At 68.7% G+C, this 18,769-nt stretch carries 17 protein-coding genes and 5 pseudogenes; 12 read left to right on the top strand and 10 right to left on the bottom strand.

From position 1 onward, the window contains the following. Positions 1-43: 43 nt before the first annotated feature. Positions 44-862, bottom strand: a complete 819-nt coding sequence (locus ACFY6U_RS06300) for an SAM-dependent methyltransferase (protein WP_390036516.1) — start codon at positions 860-862, stop codon at positions 44-46. Positions 863-1,081: 219 nt separating this feature from the next. Between ACFY6U_RS06300 and ACFY6U_RS06295 the strand changes: the two are divergent. Continuing rightward, positions 1,082-2,341 (top strand): annotated as a pseudogene (locus ACFY6U_RS06295) (IS256 family transposase). A 125-nt stretch (positions 2,342-2,466) separates the two neighbouring features. On the opposite strand, the gene ACFY6U_RS06290 reads toward ACFY6U_RS06295, so the two are convergent. After that, complete coding sequence (locus ACFY6U_RS06290; protein ID WP_390035361.1) at positions 2,467-3,402, bottom strand: SPFH domain-containing protein; 936 nt, start codon at positions 3,400-3,402, stop codon at positions 2,467-2,469. A gap of 134 nt (positions 3,403-3,536) precedes the next feature. Between ACFY6U_RS06290 and ACFY6U_RS06285 the strand changes: the two genes are divergently transcribed. Genes ACFY6U_RS06285 through ACFY6U_RS06275 form a run of 3 tightly spaced genes read left to right on the top strand, consistent with a single transcriptional unit; the run spans position 3,537 to position 4,816 of the window. Continuing rightward, entirely contained in the window at positions 3,537-4,082 is a 546-nt protein-coding gene (locus tag ACFY6U_RS06285) for a winged helix-turn-helix domain-containing protein (protein WP_390035360.1), read from the top strand. Between the two features lie 54 nt (positions 4,083-4,136). Continuing rightward, positions 4,137-4,643 carry a transposase gene (locus tag ACFY6U_RS06280; RefSeq protein ID WP_390035359.1) on the top strand — a complete coding sequence of 169 codons (507 nt, stop codon included), beginning with the start codon at positions 4,137-4,139 and terminating at the stop codon, positions 4,641-4,643. 35 nt (positions 4,644-4,678) lie between these two features. Continuing rightward, a complete protein-coding gene (locus ACFY6U_RS06275; protein WP_390035358.1) occupies positions 4,679-4,816 on the top strand; it encodes a hypothetical protein in 138 nt (45 codons plus the stop codon). A gap of 269 nt (positions 4,817-5,085) precedes the next feature. Here ACFY6U_RS06275 and ACFY6U_RS06270 read toward each other — a convergent pair whose 3' ends face one another. Then, positions 5,086-5,475 (bottom strand): hypothetical protein, encoded by a 390-nt coding sequence (locus ACFY6U_RS06270; protein WP_390035357.1) that lies wholly within the window; start codon positions 5,473-5,475, stop codon positions 5,086-5,088. A 108-nt stretch (positions 5,476-5,583) separates the two neighbouring features. Here ACFY6U_RS06270 and ACFY6U_RS06265 point away from each other — a divergent pair. Next, positions 5,584-5,796, top strand: a pseudogene (locus tag ACFY6U_RS06265) (IS982 family transposase); the annotation flags it as partial. A gap of 18 nt (positions 5,797-5,814) precedes the next feature. Here the strand turns inward: ACFY6U_RS06265 and ACFY6U_RS06260 are convergent. The 3 genes and pseudogenes from ACFY6U_RS06260 to ACFY6U_RS06250 all read right to left on the bottom strand — a co-directional run bounded on the left by ACFY6U_RS06260 (position 5,815) and on the right by ACFY6U_RS06250 (position 8,360). Then, positions 5,815-6,084: a hypothetical protein gene (locus tag ACFY6U_RS06260; RefSeq protein ID WP_390036574.1), complete on the bottom strand. Its 270-nt coding sequence runs from the start codon at positions 6,082-6,084 to the stop codon at positions 5,815-5,817. Positions 6,085-6,343: 259 nt separating this feature from the next. Then, positions 6,344-6,775 (bottom strand): annotated as a pseudogene (locus tag ACFY6U_RS06255) (site-specific integrase); the annotation flags it as partial. 991 nt (positions 6,776-7,766) lie between these two features. Then, entirely contained in the window at positions 7,767-8,360 is a 594-nt protein-coding gene (locus ACFY6U_RS06250; RefSeq protein ID WP_390035356.1) for a TetR/AcrR family transcriptional regulator, read from the bottom strand. A gap of 146 nt (positions 8,361-8,506) precedes the next feature. Between ACFY6U_RS06250 and ACFY6U_RS06245 the strand changes: the two genes are divergently transcribed. From ACFY6U_RS06245 to ACFY6U_RS06225, 5 genes are all read left to right on the top strand, one after another. Beyond that, a complete protein-coding gene (locus ACFY6U_RS06245) occupies positions 8,507-9,556 on the top strand; it encodes an aldo/keto reductase (protein ID WP_390035355.1) in 1,050 nt (349 codons plus the stop codon). Positions 9,557-9,651: 95 nt separating this feature from the next. After that, positions 9,652-10,107: a hypothetical protein gene (locus ACFY6U_RS06240; protein WP_390035354.1), complete on the top strand. Its 456-nt coding sequence runs from the start codon at positions 9,652-9,654 to the stop codon at positions 10,105-10,107. A gap of 128 nt (positions 10,108-10,235) precedes the next feature. Then, positions 10,236-11,306, top strand: a complete 1,071-nt coding sequence (locus tag ACFY6U_RS06235) for a tyrosine-type recombinase/integrase (protein ID WP_390035353.1) — start codon at positions 10,236-10,238, stop codon at positions 11,304-11,306. Continuing rightward, positions 11,303-13,642, top strand: coding sequence for a tyrosine-type recombinase/integrase (locus ACFY6U_RS06230; RefSeq protein ID WP_390035352.1), 2,340 nt, complete (start codon positions 11,303-11,305; stop codon positions 13,640-13,642). Before ACFY6U_RS06235 ends, ACFY6U_RS06230 begins: the two co-directional genes overlap by 4 nt. Positions 13,643-13,686: 44 nt before the next feature. After that, positions 13,687-14,178, top strand: coding sequence for a hypothetical protein (locus ACFY6U_RS06225; protein WP_390035351.1), 492 nt, complete (start codon positions 13,687-13,689; stop codon positions 14,176-14,178). On the opposite strand, the gene ACFY6U_RS06220 is transcribed toward ACFY6U_RS06225, so the two are convergent. Continuing rightward, complete coding sequence (locus ACFY6U_RS06220; RefSeq protein WP_390035350.1) at positions 14,145-14,453, bottom strand: hypothetical protein; 309 nt, start codon at positions 14,451-14,453, stop codon at positions 14,145-14,147. The two genes, ACFY6U_RS06225 and ACFY6U_RS06220, sit on opposite strands and share 34 nt — an antisense overlap. On the opposite strand from ACFY6U_RS06220, the pseudogene ACFY6U_RS06215 reads away from it, so the two are divergent. Beyond that, a pseudogene (locus ACFY6U_RS06215) lies at positions 14,438-15,763 on the top strand (dihydrolipoyl dehydrogenase family protein); the annotation flags it as partial. The gene ACFY6U_RS06220 and the pseudogene ACFY6U_RS06215 sit on opposite strands and share 16 nt — an antisense overlap. Beyond that, positions 15,760-16,356, top strand: coding sequence for a GPP34 family phosphoprotein (locus tag ACFY6U_RS06210; protein ID WP_390035349.1), 597 nt, complete (start codon positions 15,760-15,762; stop codon positions 16,354-16,356). The pseudogene ACFY6U_RS06215 and the gene ACFY6U_RS06210, both read left to right, overlap by 4 nt. A 669-nt stretch (positions 16,357-17,025) precedes the next feature. Here the strand turns inward: ACFY6U_RS06210 and ACFY6U_RS06205 are convergent. The 3 genes and pseudogenes from ACFY6U_RS06205 to ACFY6U_RS06195 all read right to left on the bottom strand — a co-directional run bounded on the left by ACFY6U_RS06205 (position 17,026) and on the right by ACFY6U_RS06195 (position 18,769). Then, the gene (locus tag ACFY6U_RS06205; protein ID WP_390035348.1) at positions 17,026-17,568 is read right to left on the bottom strand and encodes a hypothetical protein; all 543 of its coding nucleotides are present in this window, start codon (positions 17,566-17,568) and stop codon (positions 17,026-17,028) included. Positions 17,569-17,893: 325 nt separating this feature from the next. After that, positions 17,894-18,082 (bottom strand): annotated as a pseudogene (locus tag ACFY6U_RS06200) (MBL fold metallo-hydrolase); the annotation flags it as partial. Between the two features lie 150 nt (positions 18,083-18,232). After that, entirely contained in the window at positions 18,233-18,769 is a 537-nt protein-coding gene (locus ACFY6U_RS06195) for a hypothetical protein (RefSeq protein ID WP_390036572.1), read from the bottom strand.

Below are 18,769 nucleotides of genomic sequence, written 5' to 3'. Positions count from 1 at the left end.
GGCGACAGCGGCCGGCGATCCTGACGCGAAGTCGCGCTCTTCGCTACCGGATGCGCCCGACGCCGCCGAACTCGATCCACTCATGGGTGAGCTGACGGGGCATCACTTCGGAATCCGGTCGCCAAGTGGACACCTCTACGAGCCCCGGCTCGAGGATGTCCATGCCCTCGAACCACTCCGCGACGTCGCTTTCCTGGCGTACGCGGCCCCAGTGCCCCTGGGTCGCCTGATCCATGAAGCCGGTGACGAAATCCCGTACCTCGACGTCCTCGCTGACCAGCTGGCACATCACCATGAAGCTGCCAGGCACGAGCGGTTGAGCCACCCGGCGGGCCACGGCGAGCGGCCCGTCACTGTCACTGTCCGGGATGCAGTGGAACACCGAGTTGAACAGCACGGCCGCCGGCTGCGAGAAGTCGATCAGGCGCTTGGTGTCGGGGTGGGAGAAGATCGCCTCGGTGTCCCGCATGTCGGCGTGGATGACGGCGGTGCGCTCGTTCTGCTCCAGCAGGGCGCGGCCGTGCACCAGGACCATCGGGTCGTTGTCGACGTACACGACCCGCGAAGACGGGTCGACCTGCTGCGCCACCTGGTGCACGTTGTCCTGGGTGGGCAGCCCGGATCCGTGGTCGAGGAACTGCCGGATGCCGTATTCGGCCGCCAGCGTTCTGACCACCCGCTGCAAAAAGCGCCGGTTGTTCAGCGCCAGAGCGCGGGTGCTTGGTACGACCTTGTCCAGCTCCTCACAGGCTGCCCGGTCGGCCGCGTAGTTGTCCTTGCCGCCCAGGTAGTGGTCGTACATGCGTGCGGCCGTCGGCACCGTGGCATCGATCGACGTGGACAGTTGCTTTCCAGGCTGCATCATTCCCCCAGCTCCCAGCCGCGCCATCCGGACTGGCCCGACAGTCAACCCATCCTAGGGAAAGGGCATTTGGCGATGCCAGCCCCGAACGAGGGATACGAAGCCGCCCGAGGCACCACCGCGCACCGCCCACCTGGCCGGGGACTGTCCTGAAGTTTGTGTATACCCCGGTATGACCTGTCTGGCATGAGATGTGGTCTCTGCCGGGAAGGATCACGGATGGGCGGCAAGGACGAGCGTCCCCACGAGAGTTCGAACACCGTACGCACGGGGGCCGAGTTGGCGAGACTGACTGAGCTGGACCGGGAGCTGGCCGAGCAGCTGGTGAACCGGGCCCGCAGCGAGGGACCCAACCTGGTCGGGGAGAACGGCCTGCTCAAGGGGTTGGTGAAGCTGGTCCTGGAAGGGGCGTTGGAGGCCGAGATGACCGAGCATCTCCACGTCTCGCAAGCGAGTGCTGACCGACGTCGGCGCGGTGGAGATCGACGTTCCCCGGGACCGGTCGGGCAGCTTCAGTCCGGCCATCGTGCCCAAGCATCAGCGGCGGGTGGAGGGTTTCGACAAGGCGATCCTCTCGCCCTATGCGAAGGGGCTGACCACGGGTGAGATCCAGGCCCATCTCGCAGAGATCTACGACGTGGACGTCTCCCGTGACCTGATCTCCCGCGCGACCGACAAGATCACAGAGGAACTCGAAGCCTGGCGCCGGCGGCCGCTCGACCGTGTCTACGCGGTCGTGATGATCGACGCGATCGTTCTGAAGATCCGCGACGGAGCGGTCGCCAACCGGCCCGTCTACATCGCCGTCGGGATCAACCTCGAAGGCGAGCGTGACGTGCTGGGCATGTGGGTAGGCTCCGGCGGCGAGGGCGCCAAGACCTGGATGGCATGGCTCGCGGAGCTGAAGAACCGCGGCATCGAGGGCGTCCTGATCGCCTGCTGCGACGGACTGAAGGGCCTGCCGGACTCGATCCAGAACATCTGGCCACTTGCGGACATCCAGCTCTGTGTGGTTCACATGGTCCGCAACCGCCTCAAGTACGCCTCGACCAAGCACTGGTCGCACATCGCCAAGGAACTCCGCCAGGTCTACACGGCGGCCACCGTCGACGCTGCCGAGCAGCGATTCGCCGAGTTCGAGGAGATCTGGGGAGCTCGCTACCCGGCCCTGATCGGGGTCTGGCGCCGCAGCTGGGAACACTTCGTGATGTTCCTGCGCTTCCCGCCGGAGATCCGCAAGATCGTCTGCACGACGAACACATGATCGAGTCCCTCAACTCCCGCTTCCGGCAGGCCTCCCGCCGCCGGGGACACTTCCCGAACGAGGAAGCCGCCCTGAAGGTCCTCTACCTCGTCATCCGGGGCCGCCAGCCCAACCGGCGCAACCCCACCGGCCGCACCTACAACTGGAAGGAAGCGATCAACACCCTCGCCGGCTTCTACGGCGACCGCGTCATCGGCAACCAGTACTCAGGTTGAACTCGCGGTGTCCGTCGGCCTGTGACGGGTCTTGATCGCTGCGTGAGCCGGAGCACGACAGTTGCCGTAAAGGCAGGCTTGTTGTCACTGCCGGAACGGGCTGATTCTGGTCTGGCAGGTGGGTTCTATAGTCCGAGAAGGTGTCGTAGCTGGCCGATCAACGTCTCGATCTGCCCTCCCAGAGCTGTCGTCGTTGCCAGTCCCGCGGTGATCTGGGTGGCAGCATGGCGCAGGCGGCCCGTGTTGGGTGCCCGGTTCTCGGTTTGGGCGTTTTGAACTTCCTGTTCGAAGGCTTCCGCCCAGGTGACGAGGGCAGGGTCGGAGTTGGCAGAAGAGGCAGCTTCCGCGCGTACCAGGCTCACCAGAGCGGCTGCCAGGTTCAGCACCTGGTCCGGGGGCAAGCCGTGGACGCTGCGCGCGTCCAGGCTGTTGTGGTCTCCCAGCTGGGCGTTGCCGGTGATGTGGGTGTCGCCGAATCGGCTCATGTGGACCTCCGTGGCGTTGATGACGATTTCAGGCCGGGGTTGTTGGGCCCCACGGTCGGACAGGATGGGCACATCACCGAATGTCAGTCCGAACCAGTAGACGGTCAGTCCCCAGTCGACAGCGGCTTCTTTCAGGTGCTGTTCGATCCGGACGCGGAGCTCTTCGACTGCGGCTGTGGCGAAGTTGCCGTTCAGGCCGCGTAGGCCGTGCACGATGTCGTGCCGCATCACCTGGTCGAGGGCTTGGATGTAGCTGGCGATGCCGTAGGTCGCTGTGTGGGGATCGGTTACTTGGTAGTGCACCATCGCGTTGAGATGAAGCTCGGTGCCGTCGTCCGAGCCGGTCTCAATGAACACAGGAATCGGCACGGTCTGGCGCCGCAGGTCGATGCGGTTGCGGATGGTGTCGATGTACGGATGGATGGTGTGCAGTCCGGATCCCAGCGTCCTCGAGTAGCGTCCGAACCGCTCGACAACTGCTGCTGAGCCTTCGGGGATGACTTGTACGGAGTAGAGTGTGTACGTCCCGCCCCCCACGCCGGCAGCAGCCAATCCCACCAGCAATCGTCGTCTCACGAGTCCCCCTCACGGTGTGCCCACAATGCTGGCTCAGCTGCACAAGCCTGACCACAACACCGTCCGGATTACCGCTGATCAAGCTGTATCGGTGACAACTACTGTGCTCCGACGCACTGCGGTACGACGTCTTCATGAGGTACGCGCATGGGGGCGGGCTGACGCCCAAAGAGCAGCAGAAGCGGGAGCGGGTGAGGCGCGCGGCGGCCGAGCGGTTCGCGTGCGGGGAGAAGACCGAGGTCATCGCGCGGGAGTTACGGGTGACGACACGGTCGGTACGGCGCTGGCGGCGGGCGTGGGAGAAGGGCGGCGAGGACGCGCTGCGCTCGAAGGGGCCAGTCTCAGTGGAGCGGTTGAGCCCCAGGCAGTGGGAGCGGCTGGAGCGGGAGCTCGGACGAGGTCCGCTCGCGCACGGATGGGACGATGAGTTCCAGGGCTGGACGCTGAAGCGGGTGAAGCTGCTGATCGGGCGGATGTTCCACGTCGGCTACACGATCCAGGGCGTGTGGAAGCTGCTGCGTCGGCACGGCTGGTCCGCACAGGTCCCGGTGCGTCGGGCCATCGAGCGGGACGAGGAGGCGATCGAGGTGTGGAAGACGGAGGTGTGGCCCAGGGTAAAAGGACTGCGGAGGACCTGGGCGCCCACATCTGCTTCGAGGACGAGGCAGGCCAGGGGCTGAGGCCGCCGAAGGGGACACACCTGGGCACCACGCGGACAGCGGCCCGTCGTGCGGGTGCGCGGCCGCAACCAGGGACGGGGCAACGTCGCCGGGGTGGTCTGCTACCGCGCCGGCCACCGCTCTCGCTTCTTCTTCACCCTGCACATCTGGCACGGACGCCGCAGCGAGCCGAAGGCGTCCTCCTGGCGCCAGCGCCGCGACCTGATCGTCATGACCCACCTGCAGCTCGGCACCCCAGTGGTGTGGTGCTGGGACAATCTGAATGTGCACTTGGTCAGGGAACTGGCCGACTTCGCCGAGGAGCACAAGAACTGGCTGCGGATCTTCCAGATGCCGTCCTACGCACCCGAGTTGAACCCGGCAGAAGGCATCTGGTCCCTGCTCAAACGGCACCTGGCCGACTTCACTGCCGCCGACCTCGCCCACCTCACCCGTGTGATCAAGCGGAAGCTCAAGAAGATCCAATACCGTCCCCACCTGATCGACGGCTGCCTGCCGCCCACCGGCCTGATCATGGACTGCGACGCGATCAGACCACCGGACTCCACGAATTCAACCTGAGCAGCCGGACCGTCTACCCAGAGGTGCCGCCCCACGTGGAGTATGAGCTGACTGCGCTCGGCCAGACGCTGCAGGAACCGCTGAAGGCGCTCACGGAATGGTCCGTGCTGCACATCGAAGAAGTCATCACCGCCCGCGAAGAGTACGACGACCGCACTGAGCGCACCCGGTAATCGGCAGCGGCCGGCGGTCTGGTCATAGACGGCTGCCTCGCCGAAGCCGGCCCGACAATAAGACTCACCTGAGCAACCCGGCGACATCACGAGTTCAACCTCAGTAGCCACCGCAGCTGGAACCCAAACCGTGGGGCACGTCACTGGTGTCACCCAAACCTGCAGCAGACCCTGCCTGCGGAGGGTGTGGGATGGGCGGCGGCCGAAGCCACCGCGAGACGGTCAGGCGGCGGGCTGCCGACCCTGGTTGTCGAGGTGGCAGCGGGCGGTCAGGCGTCAGGGTCGACTTCGGGGTCCGTGAACCGCACGGGCTTGCCCAGCGACCGGGCGTAGGCGATTTCGGCTCGGGTGCTGTCTCCGATGTAGTCGCCGACTACGAGCACCTCATCAGCGAGCCGGATCTTCGCCCGGTGCAGATCGTCGAGTTGAGCCTTCAACGCCTCGGCCTCGACAGGATCGGACCAAAGTTCGTGCGGCGACTTCATGTCACAGCCTGGTTTGACGACAATCTTTCCGGCTTTGGTCTCCCGCAGATCGGCCTCGTTCATCTCGGTCATGAAGCGGGTGGAGCCGCAGATCACGACGATACGCGGGAGGCTCAGCTGCTTCTTCGCGTCGGCTAGCTTCTCCTCGGGGGTGAGCAGTCGCGGGTATGACACTGGTTCCTCCTGGTGGTGCGGTCCAAGGGGCGCCTGCGGAGACGAGAACGAGGGTGCCCAGGATCGTTTTGTGGCGAACGACGTGGACATCCTCGCGACAGCACTCTAGGCGCAGCCCTGTTCAAGCCGCTGCGACAGGTCATCGACTCGATCAACGAGACCTTCAAGGGACAGCTTGACCTCGAACGGCACTGAGGGCGCACACCCGGAGGTGTCATAGCCCGCGTCATGCAACGCATCCTCGCGCTGACCGCCGCGATCTGGCACAACGACGCCACCGGACAAACCGTCCTACGCTCACTGATCGCCTACGCTCACTGACCCCATGGACTCGATCATCTAGTGCGTTGAGGATCGTGGAGTGAGATTGGCCGTGGATGTGCGTCCGGCGAGGTTGGCAAAGGGGGGCATCCCCAGATCGACGGTCCGCCGTGCGCGGGCTCGCTCTGCATCGAGCAAGGCGAGTTTGTCCTGGGCGCCGGCGAGGCTGACTTTGAGTCCCTCCATCTCGCCTAGCCATCCTTCGCGTTCGGCTTCGAGGATGCGGGCCAGGAGGTTGTCGCGGATTTCGGTCAGGCGGGGGCGTTGGGCGGGGTCGAGGCGGAGCATGGAGCAGCGGATGCAGGCGTGTTCGTGGATGCATGCGGTGCCGAAGTCGCGGGCGCAGATGCCGACGGAGAGCTTGCGTCGTTCGAAGTGGCCTAGGAAGGCGTCCCATTCCTCGGATGTGGGGGTGCGGTATTCCTCGCTGGGGCGCAGGGCTCGGCGGCGGGCGATGAACGCGCTGGGCCTCGATGGCTTCGGCCGGGTAGATCGCGTTGTAGCCCATGGTGGTGTTGATGTCGGAGTGTCCGGCGATGACTTGGGCGATGTGTGGGGGAAGTCCGCTGCGGATGGTGTCGGTGATGAAGATGCGCCGGAAGTCGTGCGGGTCGAAGTCCAGGGGGCAGCCGTCGGCGTCGGTCAGGCCGGTGGCGTCGAGGACGTCGTTGAGGCATTTGCGGAGGAACTCGCCGTTCCTGGCGGAGATTTCGCCGCTGCGGTCGTACTGGAACAGCAGTGGCATGGGCGGATTCCATACGCGTTCGTTGTATTCGTAGGCGGAGACTTGCGGGACGGCGCCGGTCCGCGGGTCTCGGACGCGGGTGATGATGGTGCTCAGGACGTCGGCGAGTTCGGGGCTGACCAGCAGGACGCGCTCCTGGTCGGTCTTCGAGGGGGCGATCTGCAGCAGGGGCACGACCTCGCCCGTCGTGGGCAGCCGGTACTGGATCAGGCTGTGATGACTGGCCTCCGGCATCTCCTCGATCCGGGCTCCGGTGTGCTGCAGGAATTCGACCATGGCCCCCAGGAGGCCCGGCGCTCGCGCTGGGCCAGGTCTCGGCGTCGCGCGCAATCGTCGTAGACCCAGGTGGAGCCTGGCCTTTTGGCGCGGGTGAAGGTCTCGCCGAGGACCTCAACCGGCCGCCGACCGGAGCGACCTGGACGGCCTGCAGACGGGCCTGCGCATCGTCCAGCAGTTCTTTGGCGGCGCGGACGACCGTCGGCAGGGCCGGCAGGCGTTGCCGGGTGCGCTGGTCCATGCGGGCCCTGACCCGCTGGCCGTGCCTTTTGACGTTGAGGTCGGCCTCCCCGATCGGGCAGGGCGCGACCCACGGGCCCCAGCGGGCCGGCTCCTCCCCGGCCCAGCGGGCGAGATCCAGGCAGAGGGCCCGGACCGCGATCAGCAGGGTGGAGCCGTCCAGGCGGGGGGACACGGGCTCGTCGTAGGTGCCGTCGGCCCGGCGTCGCCGCACGACCTTTGTCTGGGCCCGCTGCTTCCACTGCATCGCCACCTGCGCCGGCAGGTGCAGCGAGTCGATCCCAGGATGATTCGCTTCCAGCATGCCCGCAGCATCCCGGGGAGCCCGTCCGGAAAGGGCGCCAGATGATGAGCCCGCACAGGGTGGTTGTGTACGTCACTGTGGGAGCCGTTTCGATGTGACTGCGGGAGTCGGCATCTGACCCAGTTTGCGATGTCGGATTGTTTTGATGCCGCTTGGGGGCTTGCGGTGGGACTGCGAGGTGCGCTTCTCCCGCTGGGGGCCTCATGAGTGGCTTGCAGGCGAGGAGCGAGTTGTGTGCGGCAATCTGCCGGGATTGCTGTACGGGCATGTTGCTGCGGGCGCTTCAGCGCACGCGCAACGTGACGTGACGTGACGTGGAGGACGGTCCGCCCGAGCAGCGATACACCGCCGACCGATCAGCCGTGGATGAAGAAGTTCTTCGAGGGGCGGCCGGGTACGTCCAGATCACGCAGTTGTCCCGCGCCATCCGTCCGGGCGGGTGATGCCGTCCATCAGCAGGTCGAGCAGCCGCTCGGCTTGAGCGCGCTGGTGGGCAGCCCCGGCTGCGAGGGTGACGCCCGCCAGGGCCATGAGGATGTCGGGTGAGGGCACGTTCCCCCGGATCACCCCCTGGGCGATCCCGGCGAGACGGAATTCCTCGATCGCGCCGGTCAGTTGCTCGCGCGTCTGCGAGCTCAGCTGCTCGTCGTTCTGCAGGAGGGTCTTGAGCGTGTCCGCCATGCCGTGCTTGGCGGCCAGGTAGTCCAGCACCTGGGACATCCACGTCCGCAGGGCCCGGTCGGCGGGCAGTTCGCGCAAGAGGTCCATGGTTCGGGCGGCCAGACGGGCCGTCTCGTAGCGGTAGGTGGCGTCGACGAGCTGCTCGCGGGCCGGGAAGCGCCGGTACAAGGTGCCGATCCCGACGCCCGCGTCCTTCGCGATCTGCTTCAGGGTCGCGCCCGCGCCGTCCCGGGCGAAGGCCGCGGCGGCCGCGGCGAGCAGCTTGTCCTCGTTGGCCCGTGCGTCGGCCCGGATCGGTCGGACGGACGGATCAGACATGGGGCTCTTCCTCTCGACTTGCCATGCGGAGTCGGCTCCGCTTAGCGTGGCGACGAAGCGGACCCTGCTCCGCTTACTGTGGGACGGTATCAGGCTGCGGCCGGCCGTCCCGCGCACCGCCGCGCTCGCAGAAGGGCCAACGCGCCATGCAGTACCGCACGCTGGGTAGTACAGGAGTCCAGGTCAGCTCGCTGTGCCTGGGGGCGATGATGTTCGGGCAGTGGGGAAACCCCGACCATGACGACTCGATCGGCATCATCCGCACCGCGCTCGACGCGGGCGTCAACATCATCGACACGGCCGATGTGTATTCGGGCGGCGAGTCCGAGGTCATCGTCGGGAAGGCGATCGCCAAACGGCGCGACGACGTCGTCCTGGCGACCAAGGTGTCGAGCCCCATGGGTCCCGGCGCCAATGAGCGCGGCGCCTCGCGGCGCTGGATCGTCCGGGCCTGCGAGGAGAGCCTGCGCCGCCTCGGCACCGATCACATCGACCTCTACCAGGTACATCGGCCCGATGCCGAGACCGACCTCGACGAGACCCTGGGCGCCCTCTCCGATCTCGTCCGCGCAGGCAAGATCCTCTATGCGGGATCGTCGACCTTCGCCCCCTCGGTGATCGTGCAGGCGCAGTGGACCGCCGAGCGGCGGCAGCGCGAGCGCTTCGTCTGCGAACAGCCGCCGTACTCCCTCCTGGCCCGGGGCGTCGAAGCCGACGTCCTGCCCACCTGCGAGACGTACCGGATGGGGGTCCTCGCCTGGAGTCCGCTGGCCGGGGGCTGGCTGTCCGGCCGCTGGCGCCGCGACGCGGCCGACCTGTCCAGCCACCGCACCCAGACGATGCCTTTCCGCACCACGCTCTCCCACTACGACATGGATATACCGGGCAACCAGGCCAAGCTCGACGCCGCCACCGAACTCGCCGGCATCGCCGACGAAGCGGGCCTCACCCTGATCCAGCTCGCGCTGGCGTTCGTCACCACGCACCCCGCCGTGACCGCGGCGATCATCGGCCCCCGCACCGCCGAGCATCTGCACGACCAGCTCAACGCCGCGGACATCAGCCTGGAACGCGCCGTGCTGGACCGTATCGATCGCATCGTGGCGCCGGGCACCAACCTCAACCCGGACGACGCCGGCTACAGCGCGGACGTCCTGGCCGACCCGAAACGCCGCCGCCGCGCCGCCGTTCAGTGAAACCGGGCAGTTCGTCTAGGGCTCTGTCCGCAGTTCCGTGAACAGGCGTACCGGCAAGTGGGTGGAGTCCCTCACTCTGTCAGTAGGCTCGCGATGTGACGGATCACGGCATTGAGTTCCCGGTCTTCCGACTTCATGTTGTGCCAGCGGTTCTCGCCCTTGCGAGTCCGTCGTGGCAGCGCGATGTCTGGCTGCGGACGGAGGAGTTCGAGGACCTGGACTACGTGGTCACTGTTCTGTCCGACGACTTCTGCAACGCAGACGATCCCGCGCCGTGGTTGGGCAAGAGCTTGCGGACGGAGGAGGAAGTCGCGCTCATGAAGGAGCTGGGCGAGGTCTACTCGTCCGTGCAGGAAGAAGTGGGCCGTGGTGCCCCGGACGAGGTCTATCTAGACGCTCCAGCCTGGGGCAACGTGATCGCAGTCGCGGGCAGGTTGGCTCAGGTGATGGTCACCAATGACCTCCAGGCTGCGGCTCTCCTGCATGAACAGCTCAACCTTCCTCGCCACCAGAGGCCCACTGAAGGGGCATCGGCATCGACGGCTGAGTGAGGATGCGAGTGCGGAGGAGCTCGAACGAGGCTCGGCCATACATAGACCTCTTGAGCGTTTTAAAAGTTACGTGGAATCTGCCGGGGTGATCATGTCTCTCCGGTGCAACCACGGACTTGGGAGATGTGTTGAGCGGCACGACGGTGCTGATGGAGAAGTGGCCGGTGCTCGGCAGGCATGAGCAGGCGGCGACCTGGCTGACGATCTGGACGGATCTCGGACGTGCGCCCCGCACGATCGATGCCTATGCCCGCGGGCTGGCCGAGTACTTGGTGATGCGCGAGCGGGAGGACGTAGACCCGGTCACCGCGAACCGCGCCCACGTCGCCCTGTTCGTAAGTGAGTTGACGTCGCGGCCGCACCGTCGGGGTGCGAACGTGGTGGCGATCGACTCGGGCGCCGGGCTGGCGAACGCCACGATCCAGCAGCGCCTGGTGCCGGTCCGCTTGTTCTACGACTTCCTCATGGAGGAGGGTCTGCGGGAGTCGAACCCGGTGGGCCGGGGCCGCTACACCCCTGGGCGACAGCGGGGCGGGCGGCAGCGCGGACTGGTACCGCGGCTCACGAAGCTGCCGTGGATCCCCAGCGAACAGCAGTGGCTGGGGATCCAGCAGGTCGCGCGGGCGGAGCCGGTCCGCAACCGGGTGATGCTGGCTCTGGCCTACGATGCCGCGCTGCGGCGGGAGGAGCTGTGCTCGCTGCGGACCGACGACCTCGATCCGGCCCATCGGACGCTGAGGGTGCGGGCGGAGACGACGAAGAACCGGCTGGAGCGGGTGGTGCCGTACTCGGCGTCGACCGGCGTGCTGATGTCGGCCTACCTCGCCCACCGGGCCACGATCAGCAGGGCCAGGGGACCGCTGTTCCTGTCGGAGTCCCGGCGCAACCACGGGCAGCCGCTGACCCTGTGGACCTGGTCGAAGGTGGTCCGCCGGATCGCCCTGGAGGCCGGTGTCCCGCGGTTCTCGACCCACACCACCCGTCACCTGTGTCTGACCGATCTGGCCAGGATGGGCTGGGAGTTGCACGCGATCGCGTCCTTCGCCGGCCACCGCAACACCGATTCCACGCTCCAGTACATCCACCTGTCCGGCCGGGACCTGGCCGACAAGCTGGCCCGCGGCATGGAGCACATCCATGCCTGGCGAATACAGATGCTCACCTCTGCGGACGGCGCGACGGCGGAGGTGCCGCGGTGACCGCACCACTGCCGGCCGTCGCCGCCGAGGGCGGGGCCGGACGCTGGTCCTGGCCGATCTCCCCGCCCCGGGACAACGCCCCGGTGGCGGTGCGACCTGCCGAGGCCAGGGCGGTGGCCGACCTGGGCGTGCACAATCTGCGGCGACTGCAGTACCACGACCCGTCCGCGCCGGGCTGGCGCGTGATCGCGCGGCTGCTGGCTCCGCTGGAGGCGGTCAACGCCGCACTGGACTCCCCGCCCACCCCGCACCGCCGACGAGCCATGCTCGACGTGGTCGCGCTGCTGCTGACGCGGAGCGCGGAGACCGGCCGGACCTTCTGGGGCTGGACCGAGGAGGAATGGTTGCACCTGCTCGGCCGCACCCAGGCCGAGTTCCGCCAGCACGCGCCCGCCTGGGCAGGCGACGAGGTCCGCCCCTACCTCGCAGCACACGCCTACCTGCTCGGTGGCTTCAACGAGTTCCACCGGCTCGGCAGCTTCCAGCGGCTCACCCTGGCCTGGCGGATCTTCGGACGCGGCCGCGTCAACGGCGAGGTCGCACGAATTCGTACGGTCCTGGGCGCCTGGGGCTACCGGCTCGGCCGGGACGAGGACACCCTGCTGCCGATGGTGGCCTGCCAGCTGTTCCTGCTCAACCGCAGCCCGCACCTTGAGGATCTGGACACCGCACTGTTCGGCCGGATCCGCCGCGACGGGCTGCTGGAGGGCAGCCGGCTGAACACCCTGCACGCGATGCAGCGGGCGGTCGCCGAGCTCGGATTCTGTGATCCTCCCCGTCCCGGCACCGGCCGCCACTCAGCCCGAGCCAGTGGCGGCGCGCCGATCTGGGAACAGTGGGCCGACCGCTGGCACGCCACCTCGACGCTGACCCCGCGCGTTCGCGGCGGCGTCCGCTCGAACCTGCTCAAGGCCGGCCGGTGGATCGCCGCCGAACAGCCCGACGCCGCCGATCCGGCCGACTGGACCCGGCAGACCTGCGCTTCGTGGATTGCCGCACTGGACCGGATGCAGGTCGGCGACTACGTCCAGCGCACGACCGGGCTGGGCGACCGTCTCGGCAAGCCGCTGGAAGCGCCCAGCAAGGCCGCACAGATCACCGCGCTGCGGACGTTCTTCCGCGACTGCCAGGAATGGGAGTGGCTGCCCCGCCGCTTCGACCCCCTTCGCGCGTTGGCGATCCCCCGCAGCATCACCGCCCTCCTCGGACCCGACCCCAGGGTGATCGCCGACGAGGTCTGGGCGAAGCTGTTGTGGGCGGGCCTGAATCTGGAGCCCGCAGACCTGCCCCAGACCCGCTCCGGGCACTTCTACCCTTTCGAACTGGTCCGCGCTGTCACACTGACCTGGCTGTTCTCCGGACAACGCAGCAACGAGATCACCCGGCTGAGGGCGGGCTGCATCCGCTGGCAGCACGACGGGGCACCGATCGCTGGCGACTCGCAGCAGGTCCTGGCCCGCGACGCGGTTTGCCTGCTCGACGTCCCCACCCACAAGACCGGCACCGCCTTCACCAAGCCGGTCGACCCGATCCTCGGCCAGGCTGTCGACGCCTGGCAGGCTGCCCGTCCCGTCCAGCCGAAGTTCACCGACCGCCGCACCGGCGAGCTCGTCGACCTGCTGTTCGCCGTCCGGGCCCGCCGCGTTTCCACCAGCTACATCAACAACACGATCATCCCCATGCTCTGCCGCAAGGCCGGAGTCCCGGCCGCCGACATCCGCGGCAACATCACCAGCCACCGCGCCCGGTCCACCATCGCCAGCCAGCTCTACAACGCCAAAGAACCGATGACCCTGTTCGAGCTGCAGGCCTGGCTCGGACACCGCTCTCCGCAGTCCACCCAGTACTACGCGAAGATCACGCCCAACACCCTGTCCAAGGCCTACTCCGAAGCCGGCTACTTCGAGCGCAACGTGCGCACCATCGAGGTCCTGGTCGACCGTGACGCCGTCGCCTCCGGCGCCGCCGCGGCCGGCGAACCCTGGCAGCACTACGACCTCGGACACGGCTACTGCAGCTACACCTTCTTCGAGCAGTGCCAGCACCGCATGGCTTGCGCACGCTGCGACTTCTACACGCCGAAGGACTCCACGAAGGCCCAACTCCTGGAAGCCAAAAGCAACTTGCAGAAGATGGCCGTGTCCATCCCGCTGACCGACGACGAGCAGGCGGCTGTCGAGGACGGCCAGGCGGCCCTGGACCGGCTGCTCGAGCGCCTCGCCGACACGCCCACTCCGGCTGGCCCGACACCACGCGAACTGGACGTGCCAGCGACGGCCCGCCTCCTGCCGCTCGTCAACATCCGACAGGGCGGGACGGGCTCCGCATCGCGCTGATATCGGAGTGCGCAATGGCCCGGGAGAGTGTCACAGTCACTGCCGTGACCTTGATGAACGTGCTCGTCGACTTCGCCCGAACCGGCCGGATCGGCCCACTTCACTGCGGAATGCCCCTGACCGAGGCCGAGGACCTCCTCGGTCAAGGGCGCCCGCACCCCGCCATCCTCATGAAGGGTCCCGACATCGACGGCTATCCCTATGCGTGGGGAGGCCTTCGACTGGTCGTCACCCAGAGGGCCGTCAGCGGCATCTGGATCAACCTCTGGCCCGGATCAACGACGAGTCTCCCACCGCTCGTCCTGCCTGATTCCGAGTCGTTCGAGGCGACCGTTCTCCGCGAGGAACTGATCACGGCCCTCGACACCGCAGGCTGCCACCACGAGGTCAACCCCGTCCTCACCTTCGGCAAGCAGTCGAGCATCCTCACCGAGCCCGCCGAGGTCTGCGCTGTCTTCAGTCTGCCCGGCCGGGACAACCATGTGCCGCACCGTGATCGGCACTACCTCGACGTGATGCACCAGCACACGACTTGACATCGCTGATTCCACAGAATCACCCGATTCACATGTCCTTCGACGACCCCGAAGCTCCAGGGCAGGGTGAGTCCGGCGGTGACGGCGTCGAGGTCCTGGCGGAGGAAGCCGGCGAAGCCTTCCATGGGCTTCGGTGCGTCCTGCTCGGCCTGGCGGATCCACTCCAGCAGGAGGTGTCCGCGCTGGTGGCGGACCAGGTCGGCGAAGGCACGGGCGAGGTCGCAGGCCCTGGTGATGTCTGGGCAGGCGAGCCGGACCTGAACCCAGCAAGGCACTGCTCCGCCCCGTCCTGCTCCGTGCGGACGCCGTGCACGTGCCCGGTCTCGGGCCGGCCGTCGGCGGCCCGTTGGACACGAAGGCCGTCCTGGCGCACCGCGACCGCATGTCCGCCGACTGGAAGGACGACGGGCAGGTCGAGTGGCTCAGGTCGGCGGGCATCGAGCTGGTGCGCGGCCACGGACGGCTGGCGGGGGAGCGCGAGGCGACCGTACGGACCCCCGAGGGCGACACGGTCCGGCTGCGCGCCCGGCACGCCGTCGCCGTCTGCACCGGCAGCCGGGCGGCCCTGCCCGCGCTGCCCGGCATCGACACCGTGCGGCCCTGGACCAGCCGGGAGGCGACCAGCGCCCAGGAGGTGCCCGGGCGCCTGGTGGTCGTCGGGGCCGGAGTGGTCGGGGTCGAGATGGCCACCGCCTGGCAGGCCCTGGGCACCCAGGTGACCCTGCTCGCCCGTGAGGGCGGTCTGCTGCCCCGTCTTGAACCCTTCGCCGGCGAACTCGTCACCGAGCGCCTGCGGGAGGCTGGCGCCGACGTACGCTTCGGCACCGAGCCCGTCGCCGTGCGCCGCGAAGGCGAGGGGCCCGGTGGCGAGCGGCGGGACGGCGAGGTGCGGGACGGCGAGGTGCGGGTCACGCTGTCGGACGGCGGTGAACTCGCCGCCGACGAGATCCTGTTCGCCACCGGCCGCGTGCCCAACTCCACGGATGTCGGGCTCGACACCGTCGGACTCACCCCGGGGGAGTGGCTCACCACCGACGACAGCCTGACCGTCACCGCCGTACCGGGCCAATGGCTGTACGCCGTCGGCGACGTCAACCGCCGGGCGCTCTTCACCCACCAGGGCAAGTACCAGGCCCGGACAGCCGGTGCCGTCATCGCCGCCCGCGCCCGGGGTGAGGAACTCGACACCGGCCGCTGGGCCCGGCACAGCACCACGGCCGACATCGAGGCCGTCCCCGGCGTCGTCTTCACCGACCCCGAGGTCGCCACCGTGGGTCTGACCACCGCCGAGGCCGAGCGCACCGGCCGTGCCGTCGAGGTCGTCGACTACGAGATCGGCCAACTCGCGGGGGCTCTCCAGTACCGCCCCGACTACCGCGGACGGGCCCGCATCCTGATCGACCGGGACCGCCAGGTCGTCGTCGGCGCGACCTTCGCCGGACCGGGCGTCGGTGAACTGCTGTACTCGGCCACCGTCGCCATCACCGGCGAGGTGCCCGTCGAGCGGCTGTGGCACGCCGTACCCGCCTTCCCCACCATCAGCGAGGTGTGGCTGCGCCTGCTGGAGACGAGGCGGGACGCATGAGCACCGCACGCGACCTCGTGCTCGTCGTCCTCGGCCTGCCGTCCGGACGGACCGTGGAACAGGGCGACCTGTCCCTGGCGCCGGCCGGCGCCGAGGCCGTCGACCTCCTGGAGAGCGGGGCGCTGACCCTGGACGGTGAGCCCATGGTGCCCGGCGTGCGCACGGCGGCGGGCGATCCACTGCTGGACGAGGCGGCCGCCGCGCTGGTCCGGCGCGAGCCGTACGAGACGGTGACCGACTGGCTGTGGCGCCGCGGGGACGGACTCACCGCCGCTTACGTCGAGGACCTGACGCGGGCCGGGCTCGTCGTACGCCCCCGGCGCCGTGGACTGTCCGTGCGCGGCACCGACACCGTGCCCGCCGACACGCCGGAGCGCCGTCGCGCCGAGGAACGCCTGGCCTCCGGCGATCCCGTCCTCGCCGCCCTGACGGCAGCGCTGGAGGCCGGGGACCCGCCCCCGGACGCCGGGGAGCCGGGGGAGGCGGTCACGACGGTACTGGCCGCCGTCGGGAACGCGGTGACGGAACGGGAGGCGGCCCGACTGCGCCGGGACGTGGAACACGCGGCCTTCGACAACATGTGGCGGGCCTAGGGGGCAGCGGTTCGCGCCGGCGATCCCTGGTCCGCCCCCCACCGGGTGGGACGGTGTGAACACCGGCCGCCGGACGTGTCGTTCCGGGCGGGTAGGATCAAAACACATGTGAGTCAACCACTCACACCTACCTCGCGGAGAAGGACGGATGGCCGGACCGGGTGTTCGGCACCGGGCGGACATCGCCCTGCGCAGTGGTGCGCCCGCAGTCCGTCCTGGACGTGGCGGTGGCCGCGTACGAGGCGAGCGCCGGCGACCTGCTGACTGTGTGGGGCGGGATGGTGCAGTACCAGTACCTGGGTGGCATCCCGCCGGGACCCGCGAGGCCGTGCTGGGGGCGCTCCCGGGTCGTTACCGGCAGGTGCTCCCGGATCGGGGCTCCGGCTGGGCGGCCCTCGCCGCGCGGCTGACCCAGCGGTTGCTCAACGTGGGGGAGCGGTGGGCGGACGCGGCACTGGCCGATCTCGCCGTGCGCGGCACCGACGACTGGTACGCCGCGGCGGTGGCCTGGGAACGGACGGCCCGCGCACTGCTCGGCCGGGTCGGCGAGGGGGAGGCCCGCGGGAGCATCCTGTCCTGGCTGCCCCTGGTGGGAGGTGGCGCGACTGGCGGACGCGGTTCTGTAGGCGGCCCCGCCCGGTACACCGTTCTCAGGTGTCTCGCCGCAGCCTACTTGATCACGGTGTACATGACGGAGCGCTTCTGCTTGTGGCGCCGGATACGTCCCTTCGCGACCAGGGACTCGAGGGTGTTGCGCACCACCTGCGGGGTGGGGTTGCGGTCCGGGAACTTCTCCATGAGCTCCTCCCGCAACTCCTTCGCCAGCCGCGGCTCCTTGTACTGGCCGAGCAGGTCGGCCAGCAGGTCACCGAGCAGAGGCTGACGCGACTTCCCCTTCGCGCCGGCCTTCGCCGAGGTGCCCGCCGGTGCGTTCCCGGCCGTCGCCGAGCGACGCGAAGAGGCCGTGCCGGAAACCTTCTTCGCCTTCGCGACGACGGGCTCCTCCTGCAACTGCTCGGGCAGGCGGGACGTGTCGGCGAAGCCCTCGTACCGCTCGGCGAGGCTCAGGATGTCCGTCAGGAGGGACTCCTCCTGCTTCAACACCGTGATCCTGTCCGCCAGCTCCTGCTGTCGTCGGCGGTTCTCCTCCAGGTCCGACGCGGCTTGTTCCACGTACCGCGACCGGAGCGTGGCGGCTGACTGGCTGGTCACAACCGTTCACTCCCTCGATATGGATGACGTTGCGCATGGTACCCACGCCGAGGGTCCCGTGCAGATAAGTGTCGACGCCAGACGGTTCGTCGGGCATGTTCACTCTTCACGATAAGCGTTGACGTGCCTGCGCACGTAGGGTGCGCTGACCTTTCTTCAGGCTTTCGGGTCCGGCGACGTCACCCGCACGGGGTTCTCCCCTCGAACATACTGCCCGGTAAGTGTGTCGGCGAGCCGTTCGGCCCGGACCTTATGGACCGATACGCACGAGTGTGGTCAGTCCCCGTCCGGCACCAGGTCCCACCAGGCGTACGGAAGCCGGTGGTCACCCGGCGGCGTTCTCGCGGGCCGTCCGCACGGCTTCCTTCGCCGAGTCCTGGTGCACGGGGCCGTGGCCAGGCAGCAGCTGCGGTCCCCGGCTCCGGGACGTGGGATGTGCGGTCACCAGCGCGTCGCCGGTGACCAGAACGCCGCCTCCGGGCAGGAGGCAGGCGCAGTGGCCGTCGTAGATGCCTTCATCCAATAAGATCACACGTGTTCAGGATCTTGGGGGTGTGCCGTTGCCGGCCCCGGAGCACACCTGACGGCCACCCGGCCGCAGGGCGCCCCCGGTCGCCTCCGCGTCCCGCCCCGGCCGTTCCACCGCGCCCAGGTACCCGCACGCCTACGGAAGACAGGAGTTGCCCACGGCCCCGCACACGGATTCCCGCAGCGCCACGACGGCGTCCCGCAGCTCCGGCGACTGGGGAGCGTGCGCCGGGGCGGACCGCGCACCCGGACGGCTGCGGCCCCAGAGCGGACCCTGCGGCCGTGACCTCGACGCATCCAGGACCTCCGCCGCCGGGTCCCACCTACCTGCCACACCCTCGGCCCGCACTCCGCCGGACTCCCGCGCGGCCACCGGGCCGGAGGCCACCGCGCGGGCTTCGCGCACCAGCCGGCGCCAGCGCACCGACGAGGTGTCCCGGATCATCGTGTGGAACATGGCCGATTCGTCGCGGTGTGCGTGGTTCGTCGACGGCGGCAGTCGGAGGTTCGCGGCCATCATCACGGCGGTGGCGCGGGCCGCGACCTCCGCACGGGCCGTCGTCAGGGCCTCCAGAACGCTGTCCCCGAGCCGCGGAGCCCGCGTCTCGCGAAACCGCCCGTCGACGAAGCTGATGCCGGCGGCGCGCCCGTCGGCATCCACGGTGACGTCCAC

The sequence above is a fragment of the Streptomyces sp. NPDC013157 genome (assembly GCF_042899865.1).
In the GTDB taxonomy this organism is placed as follows: domain Bacteria; phylum Actinomycetota; class Actinomycetes; order Streptomycetales; family Streptomycetaceae; genus Streptomyces.
Note: the sequence above shows the minus strand (reverse complement) of the source record. Positions and strands in the feature narration are given on the sequence as shown.

What these genes read in the sequence shown, in the direction of transcription:
- ACFY6U_RS06300 (WP_390036516.1), bottom strand. Translation starts at nt 862, where the DNA reads ATGCAGCCTGGAAAGCAACTGTCCACGTCGATCGATGCCACGGTGCCG.
- ACFY6U_RS06285 (WP_390035360.1), top strand. Translation starts at nt 3,537, where the DNA reads ATGAGGTACGCGCATGGGGGCGGGCTGACGCCCAAAGAGCAGCAGAAG.
- ACFY6U_RS06260 (WP_390036574.1), bottom strand. Translation starts at nt 6,084, where the DNA reads ATGCTCCGCCTCGACCCCGCCCAACGCCCCCGCCTGACCGAAATCCGC.
- ACFY6U_RS06250 (WP_390035356.1), bottom strand. Translation starts at nt 8,360, where the DNA reads ATGTCTGATCCGTCCGTCCGACCGATCCGGGCCGACGCACGGGCCAAC.
- ACFY6U_RS06245 (WP_390035355.1), top strand. Translation starts at nt 8,507, where the DNA reads ATGCAGTACCGCACGCTGGGTAGTACAGGAGTCCAGGTCAGCTCGCTG.
- ACFY6U_RS06210 (WP_390035349.1), top strand. Translation starts at nt 15,760, where the DNA reads ATGAGCACCGCACGCGACCTCGTGCTCGTCGTCCTCGGCCTGCCGTCC.